The organism is Campylobacter sp. IFREMER_LSEM_CL2127, assembly GCF_025771745.1.
Classification (GTDB): Bacteria; Campylobacterota; Campylobacteria; order Campylobacterales; family Campylobacteraceae; genus Campylobacter_D.
In genome coordinates this window covers 1-9,030 of sequence record NZ_JAKMQV010000019.1, presented here as the reverse complement: position 1 = coordinate 9,030, position 9,030 = coordinate 1, and the positions used below count along the sequence as shown (strand labels likewise).

The following is a 9,030-nucleotide window of genomic DNA, read 5'->3' as shown; positions in this document are numbered from 1 at the left end:
TTTATACTCAAAAAACCTAATAGGATCTAATTTAAATTCTACTTTTTGTTCTCCAACATGCTCGACATAATAAAAACTTATATTAGTTTCTTTAACACTAAAATCACCAATACTACTAAACTCTAAAACAGCTTCACCATTTTCATTAACATTAAAGCTGTCTTTTTTAGCTTTTACTCCATTACTTCCAGTAATTTTATCAATAGTGGAATTTGGTAATAAGCCACTTACTTTAATGCTAAAATCATCTATATAATCTATAGTTTTTGCTTGAGCTTTAAAGCTCGGATATTCTATTTTAGGAGTATAGGTTTTAGATTCATAAGGCAATTCTTTACTTAAATCTTTACCCATAGTATTTACACTAATGATAGGATTAGCTTTAAATGGATCTTTAGAAGTAATGGTTGCTTTAGCTTCGCCATTAGCATTAAATACTGCTTCTTGATTGCTTAAACTAGCATCCCCTTTTATATTCCATGTTATTTTTTCATTAGGCTTGCCACCTTTTAAAGTTACTTCTACATGATCAAGTTTTGGATCTTTTAAAGCTTTGATGTTTTCACTTTCATAAGCATGGATTTTATCTTTGCTAAAATTAATGCTTGGAGTATATTGGTGGAGTTTGATCTCTCCACTTACTTCTTGAGTACTAGCTGTGCTTTGATGATAAGTAGCAATGATTTGTAATCTTTTAATATTAAAATCTTTTACTCCTTCAAATACTACCTTACTCTCACCTTTATCATCGGCTGTGCTTTCTTTATCGCTACTAATTCTTAAAGTCTTATTGCTTTGTATATCTTTAGCTTTCCATAAAACTTTTGTTTTTGGTATTAAACCTTTAAGTTTTACTTCAAAGTCGCTTTTATAATCAATCATTCCTTTTTCAAAGTCTTGATGAGTCACAGGATCTTTTCCAGTAGGAAGCTCCATAGTAGCTGTATAATTTTTAATCTCTAAATCTTTACTTCTTTCTTTTACTAATTCATCGCTCATATTCTTAGCAATGATTTTTACTTTTTCATTTCCACTAAGTCCTATGATTTCTACATTACTCTCACCTTTTTCATCAGCTATTAAATTAAGCTCTTTAGTAGTTTTATCTTTATCAATAAATAAAGCATTATCTCCTTGTATGCTCCATTTAACTTTTGTAGAATTAGCTTTTAAGTTTTTATAACCTGCATGAGCTTTTTCTTTATTACCTATAGTGGTTTTATCTAAGATAATATCATTATCTCCATAAATTGCTATTTGAACAAAGGCTTTTAAAGTAACTCCTAATACATTAGCAATGATTGTTGCTTTTTCTTTATCTTTCATGTTTGCATCAGGCTTATAGATGATATTTGAATTTCCATCTTTATCAGTTTTATCTGAATTTGGAGTTTTTTCCAAACTTCCTTTACCAATTAATTTCCAATTTATATCTAAATCACTTGCTAAATCACTTCCTGCAAATGTGATTATAGATTTTTCATGTCTTTGTATATTAGAAGGTTTGGCAAATATCCTAAAGTCTTCTTTTGGAGCTATGATAGTAATAGGGAAACTTTCTTGAGCATTCCCTGCTTTAGCAATTAAATTGGTTTGATGGATTCCATAAGCATGGATTATTTTTACAAAAACCTTTCCATTACCATCAGTAATATAATGATTTCCATTCTTTAAGATTACACTTTTTTGTTCAGGAGTTACACTCATAGCAACATTTTTAACTGCTTGGTTAAAACCATTTTTTAGCATAATACAATGAGTATTATCCCCTAAATTTCCACAATAAGAAATATGATAAGCATTATTAATGGCTTTATACTCAAGCACCATAGAATAATCTCTATCTATAAAATTGGTTCTAGAGCCTTCAATGGTATTATTTATACCTGCAAATTTAGGATCAAAAGCATGTTTGAGGGCATCTTTATCTAAAGGTATATTAAAATTCATAGCTATATTTGTGCCTTGTTTATCACTTTCATTACTTCTTTTATGGCTTAATGAAAAAGTTAATGCTGGATAAGGTGAATAAGTAATACCTCCTTCATACACTAAAGGATTTTTTTCTAAATCTTCAAAGCAGCTTACATTGCCAAATGGAGCTACTTTTTCTCCATACCACTTACTCATATTAGCAAAAATAGCTACATTACTCATAGAAGGAAAAGCATATTTAATACCCATATCCCAACCATTAGCAGGACGCTCTAAAAAAGTTAGATCATTATTAGTATTTTTAAAATCATAACTATTAATCCAATCACTTAGTCTTTGATAAACATTAGCATGGAAAGCTAATGTATCTAACATACTTTCAAAGCCCAAAGACATTCTTTTATGTTCTCTACTAAAATCATGATCATAAACTAAGTTTAATCCTAGCATGATATTTCCTGAATTATTTAATGCTAGTGCATTAGGATAATATCTTATACCACCACCAAAGTGACCTATGATTTTATTATTATCATATCCACCTATACCGCTTTGCAAAAAGTAAGACATTTTTGGATTATCTTCACTCATAATAGGTAAAAGAACTTTAGCATTACCACTTAAACCACCTCTGTCATTATAGTTTAGATTAAACTCACTATTAATGGAGTGATTAAGAGCATGTAAATATTCTTGGATTAAAGTATTAGCTTGTAAGCTTAAATAATTGCTTGCTAAATCTCTAACGATTTCTTCTCTTTCTTTGCCATCTTCTGCATTATAAGCATCACCAATAGTTTGAATAACATTAATAACCTTATTAGATAATTCTTCATCTTCTTTACTAAGATTAGAATCTTTCTTTGGTTTTTCTTCTAATAGCTTTTTAACTTTTAGATCAATATTGTTATGATCTTTAGCTTGACTTAAGCTATTAACCGCAAGAGTTTGATTGTTGTCTATAATGATTTTATCTTGATTTTTTAAAATCATTATTTGAGAAAAAAGAAAAGTGTGAATGAGTAAAACAAGTAAAAGTGTTTTTTTCATATCCCCCCCCCCATAACCTACATTTAATTTTTATCTGTGATGAGAATATGATAACACAAAAAATACAAAAGTGATAAAAAAATTATAAAAATATTGAATAATAGCCAAAAAACTATCAAATATAATAATTATTTATAAACTATAATCAAAATTACTTTTATTTTTTATTAAAAAAATACATATAGATTTATTATTATTTACATAACATCAAAAATTACTTTTATTTACTTTTTTAAGATAATGGACTAATAGGCTTTTATATCTTTTATATTTACACTTTATTATATTGTTTAATGTATTTGTAGATATGAAAAAATAGTATTTATATAAGAATATAAATTGTATTTATTATATTTGGTATATAAAGCATAAATACTAATCTTATATATAGTAATAAATAAAGAGTATAAATATCTTATTATACTATTTAAATAATTATAATATAGTGTTTTTATATAAATTTGATAATAGTTGTTATAATCTTAAAATAACTTATTAAAAAAATATATTTAATTATAGTTTATGTATTTTTATAAATTAGGTAATAGGTAAAATAATATATAGAATGTTTAATGGAAGATGAAAGGTGGTTTAAGTGTAAATTTAAAGCTTAAAAATAAGCTTTAAATTTTTATTAATATTCATATTGATTTAATTCTTCTTGGGTGCCAAGTAGCATTAGTATATCATTCAAATAAGCGGTAGTTTCTAAATTTGGCATAATACTCCAAGTATCATGCTGTTTGTGTGCAATGACTTTTAAGTTTTGACCAATAGATTGCAAAGTTTTTCCTGCTAAGTTTTCATCCACTAAAAGTTTTGCTACTTTGATAGTATTGGCTGAAAGATCTATGATCTCAAAATTTGGATTAGTGATAAGAATTTTAGCCAAACGCTTTGCTGATTCTTTTTCAGGATAGATGACTTTATTAACCCCAAGTTTTGAAAGAATTTGCCCATGTGTTGAAGAGTTTGCCTTGGCAATGATATTTTTTACTCCTATTTCTTTTAAAGCCATGAAAGTGAGTATGCTTGATTCTAAATTTTCACCTATGCTAAGTATGACAACATCAGCATTTGCATAACCTGCTTCTTTTAAGGCTATAGTATGAGTAGAATCTAAAATATAAGCAAAATCTGCATGATCTTGTAATTCCTTAACCGCTTCTTCATCAATATCAGAAACAATAACTCTTTTACCTTGATCAATAAGCTCTTTTGCTAAAACTGAACCAAACCTTCCAAGTCCTATAATGCCATAAGTTTCTTTTTTCATAATATTATCTTTCCTTTTGGATAATTCAAATATTTTTCTTTTTCTTTGAAAAATATACTAAATAAAAATGCAAGCACACCCACTCTACCACTAAGCATTAACAATATGATAAGTAATTTACTTTCAGAGTTAAAAAGTGCACTAAGTGATAAAGTCCCACCATCTCCCACTGAAACTCCTACTGTGGCAAACGCTGAGCTTGTTTCAAAAAGCAAGGGCAAAAAGCTTTTATCACCTTCAATTAAGGATAAAATTAACACACAAGTGATGATATATACAATAGAACTTACTGCTATAATAAAAGCCTTATTGATAGTTTCTGTAGGAATTTCAAAGTTGAAAATTCTTGCATTACTATCTTTGATACTCCAATAAGCATAGATTAGCAATACAGCAATTGTAGTTACCTTAATACCCCCAGCTGTTCCACCAGGTGCACCACCTACAATCATAAATAAAGATCCAAAAAACAAGCTTGCATCTTTAAAGGTGCTAAGATCAAGAGTATTAAACCCTGCGGTTCGGTAATTTACCGCTGTAAAATATGCACTCATAATTTTATCAAAAAGTGAAAATTCTCCTATGCTTTTTGGATTATGGTATTCAAATAAAAAGACTACTAAGCTTGCAAAAACAATCAATATAACAGTAGAAATTAAAACAAGTTTTGTATGTAAACTTAAGCTTGCAAAACGCTTTTTAGAAAAAAAGTATAATTCTAGTAATACAAAATACCCCAAACCTCCAATGATAATTAAAGAGGTGATAACAAAATTAATCCAAAAATCATCTCTATAAGGCATTAGGCCACTTTCAAATATACTAAATCCTGCATTATTAAAAGCAGAAATAGAGTGAAAAACACTAGCCCATAGAGCTTCACTTAAATTCATATCAAGCTTAAATCTTAAAAATAACAATAAAGCACCTAAAAGCTCAATAGCAAATACAAAAAATAAAACCTTTTTTAAAAATCCTACAAGGCCATCGGCTTCAGGATAGATCAAAGATTCTCTTAAAAGATTTTTTTCTCCAAAACTCATCTTTTTGCGTACTAAAATATATAAAGCCATAGCTATACTCATATAACCTAAGCCACCTATTTGAATAAGCAATAAAATAACAAGTTGTCCATAAAAGCTAAAATCTAATGAGGTGTTTAATACAATAAGTCCTGTCATGCTTACAGCTGAAGCACTGGTAAAAAATGCATCTAGAAAAGATATGGGCTTAGTGTGCATAATAGGAAGCATTAGAATAAAGGTGCCAAAAAGTGCAACTAGGATATAACCTATAAATAAAATTCTTATATTTTTTCTATCTAAAGTTAATTTTGTCATTTTTGATTCTTTAAAATTAAAAAAACATTCTACTTAAAATTGGTTAATAAGTAAAAAGAGAACTTTCCACATTTTAAGTGGAAAGTTGAAGTATTAAAGCATTCCTACTGCTAAGAAACCTAGAGCAACAGCTATAACTATAGCTAATACACCAGGGATAAAGAATGCGTGGTTAAATATGAATTTTCCTATTCTTGTTGTGCCTGTGTCATCCATTTGAACTGCACCTAATAAAGTAGGGTAAGTTGGAAGAACGAAAAGTGCTGAAACAGCAGCAAAACAAGCAACGAGCATATAAGAATCTGCAGGATTTGTAGCTGAAATTCCTAATGCAGCAATGATAACTGGAACAATAGCTTTTGCAGTAGCTGCTTGAGAGTATAAAAGCATACTAGCAAAGAAGAATGCAACTGCAAGCATAGCTGGAGTTTGTTTAACCCATTCACCTGCTACTTCTTTAATACCTGCCTCATGACCTGCAACGAAAGTATTTCCAAGCCAAGCAACACCAAATACACATACACAAGCTGTCATACCTGATTTAAATACACTTGTATCTAAAATTTTTGCAGGTTCAACTTTACAAAAGATTGTAATTAAAGTTGCAGCTGTTAATAAGAAACTCATAATTGCAGCATCTCTTGGAATAACTACTGGATCAATCCATTTGATATTATTAGAAATTGCTGTAGCATAAAGAACAACCGCTAATACTGTGAATAAGAAAATAGCAACTGAAAGTTTTGCACCTGGTTTGTCTTCGCTTTGTAAAACATCAGAAGCACTTTTTACAAGACCAGCTTTTAAGCGTTCTTGATATACAGGGTCTTTGCTAAGATCCATTGGAGTGATTAAGCTTACAATGAAAGCTGTAATCATACAAGCAGCAAAAGTAGTTACAATCCAAATACCAATTAATGCAGGGTAATTCCAACCAAGTGGTTCTAATACGCCAGTCATATAAACAACAGCAGCACTAACTGGAGAAGCTGTAATACCAATTTGTGAAGCAACAACCATTAATGAAAGTGGGGCTGATGGTTTGATATTTTGTGATTTTGCAACATCAATAACAACAGGCATTAATGAAAATACCGCATTACCTGTACCTGCTAAAATAGTAAGTAACCAACCGCAAGCTGGTGCAAGGTAATTGATAAATCTTGGATGTTTACGTAAAATTCTTTCGGTAACTTTTACCATATAATCCAAACCACCTGCTTGTTGCATAGCAGAAATCGCAGCAATTGCTGCAGCAATGATTAAGATAACATCCCAAGGAATATTACCTGGTTTCATACCTAAAACAAGACCTAAAATAACAACACCCAGACCTCCGGCATAGCCTATTGCTATGCCACCGAGGCGGATACCTATGAATATTGCCCCAAGAAAGACAACAAGTTGTAAAATAATCATAATATCCATGATTAAACTCCTAAGTTATTAAGCTTTTCTTTTCTCTGTCATATGAGGATTTAACATATTTTCTGGTGTTAAAATTCTTTCAATTTCTTCTTTTGGAAGATATCCTCTTTCAAGACAAATATCGCCAACTGCTTTACCAGTTTCTAAAGCCTCTTTAGCAATACTTGCAGATTTTTCATATCCTAAAACAGGATTAAATGCTGTAACAATACCGATTGAGTTAAGTACAGATTGTTTGCATGCTTCAGGATTTGCTGTTAAGCCTCTTACAGCTTTTTCAGCTAGAGATTTCATTGCATTTTCAAGTAATACTATAGAGTTAAATAATCCATAAGCAATACCTGGTTCAAATGCATTAAGTTCAAATTCTCCTCTTTCAGAGCAAAGCATAATAGTAACATCATTTCCTATAACTTCATAGCAAGCTTCACCTACTGCTTCACAAATTACTGGATTTACTTTACCTGGCATGATAGAGCTACCTGGTTGCATTTTTGGTAGATTAATTTCACCTAAACCGCATCTTGGGCCTGAATTCATTAATCTTAAGTCGTTTGCAATTTTAGATAATCTCACTGCTGCAGTTTTTAACGCGCCACTTACGTGTACAAAGTCAGCTGTGTCTTGAGTAGCAGCGATAAAATCTTCAGCTGGTTTAAATTCAACACCAGTAATTTCTTTTAATTTTTTCTCAACCACAAATTTGTAATCAGGGTGGCAGTTAATTCCTGTACCAATAGCTGTTGCACCAAGATTTAAATAACTCATTGACTCACGAGCTGCTGTGATTTTTTCAATATCACTTTTAATATAGCTAGCAAAAGCGTTGAAAGTATTTCCTAAAGTAGTAGGAACCGCATCTTCAAGCTCTGTTCTACCCATTTTAATGATATCTTTGTATTCTTTAGCTTTAGCTTCTAATTCAGTTTTTAAAAGTTCCATAGCTTTTAAAAGATCAGTAAGTTTTGCATAGGTAGCTACTTTGATTGAACTTGGATAAGTATCATTTGTAGATTGACCTAAGTTTGTATGATCATTTGGATGAAGATATTGGTACTCACCTTTTTTGTGTCCCATACTTTCAAGAGCGATATTAGTGATAACTTCGTTGGTGTTCATGTTTGTACTAGTACCAGCACCACCTTGGATCATATCTACTACGAATTGATCTAAAAATTCACCAGCAATCAATCTATCGCAAGCTTTAGCAATAGCATCAGCTTTGTCAGCATCAAGAACCCCAACTTCTTTGTTAGCAAGAGCAGCTGCTTTTTTAACTTGAGCGAAAGCTTTTACAAAATAAGGATAATCTTGTAATCTTCTGCCACTCATATGGAAGTTTTCTAGTGCTCTAAAAGTTTGCACTCCATAATAAACCTCGTCAGAAATTTCCAACTCGCCAATAAAGTCGTGTTCTTTTCTTGTTCCCATGATGTACTCCTTGTGGGTTTTATTTAAGTTTTGTTTATAAACTTAATGAGTATTATATAACAATTTTTTATAAAAGTTTCATAAATTTTTCTGAATTTATCAAAAATCAATAAAAATATATAAAATAAATTAGAATATTGATATTCATTTTATAAATATAATGCTTTTTTGGTAGGTATTTGATGTTTGTAGTGTTTATTATTGCTTTCATTGTTTATTTTTTAAAAATTTATATTTACTTTTTGTATAATTTTAAAATTCCACAAAAGACAAAAAGATTATGAAATTGATAGATTAAATTTGAAGAAATTAAATTTGAAATTCTTATTAAGCTAATTAGCTTACTAATCAACCCACCTTTATATCAAACTAAACCCATTAAGGGTTTAGTTAATTATTTAAAACTTTTTCTTTCTAGCATCCTCTAAGATATCACTAGCTATTTTATTTACATTATCAGCTACTATAGCACTATCATTAGCTATTTTTAAATTCTCTTGGGTTACATGATCAATTTGAGCTACAGCATCATTTATTTGAGTAATACCTGTAGTTTGCTCTTTAATACTT

At 29.9% G+C, this 9,030-nt stretch carries 5 protein-coding genes and 1 pseudogene; all 6 read right to left on the bottom strand.

Features of this window, described 5'->3' with window-relative positions:
• On the bottom strand, positions 1–2,985 hold a 2,985-nt coding region (locus L8V77_RS07550; protein WP_263707386.1), incomplete at its 3' end, for an inverse autotransporter beta domain-containing protein.
• Positions 2,986–3,619: 634 nt separating this feature from the next.
• Entirely contained in the window at positions 3,620–4,261 is a 642-nt protein-coding gene (locus tag L8V77_RS07545; RefSeq protein ID WP_263664328.1) for a potassium channel family protein, read from the bottom strand.
• Positions 4,258–5,601: a TrkH family potassium uptake protein gene (locus tag L8V77_RS07540; protein WP_263707385.1), complete on the bottom strand. Its 1,344-nt coding sequence runs from the start codon at positions 5,599–5,601 to the stop codon at positions 4,258–4,260. Before L8V77_RS07540 ends, L8V77_RS07545 begins: the two co-directional genes overlap by 4 nt.
• Positions 5,602–5,694: 93 nt before the next feature.
• The gene (locus tag L8V77_RS07535; protein ID WP_263664326.1) at positions 5,695–7,029 is read right to left on the bottom strand and encodes an anaerobic C4-dicarboxylate transporter; all 1,335 of its coding nucleotides are present in this window, start codon (positions 7,027–7,029) and stop codon (positions 5,695–5,697) included.
• A gap of 18 nt (positions 7,030–7,047) precedes the next feature.
• Positions 7,048–8,460: an aspartate ammonia-lyase gene (locus L8V77_RS07530; protein WP_263664325.1), complete on the bottom strand. Its 1,413-nt coding sequence runs from the start codon at positions 8,458–8,460 to the stop codon at positions 7,048–7,050.
• Positions 8,461–8,858: 398 nt separating this feature from the next.
• Positions 8,859–9,030 (bottom strand): annotated as a pseudogene (locus L8V77_RS07525) (methyl-accepting chemotaxis protein); the annotation flags it as partial.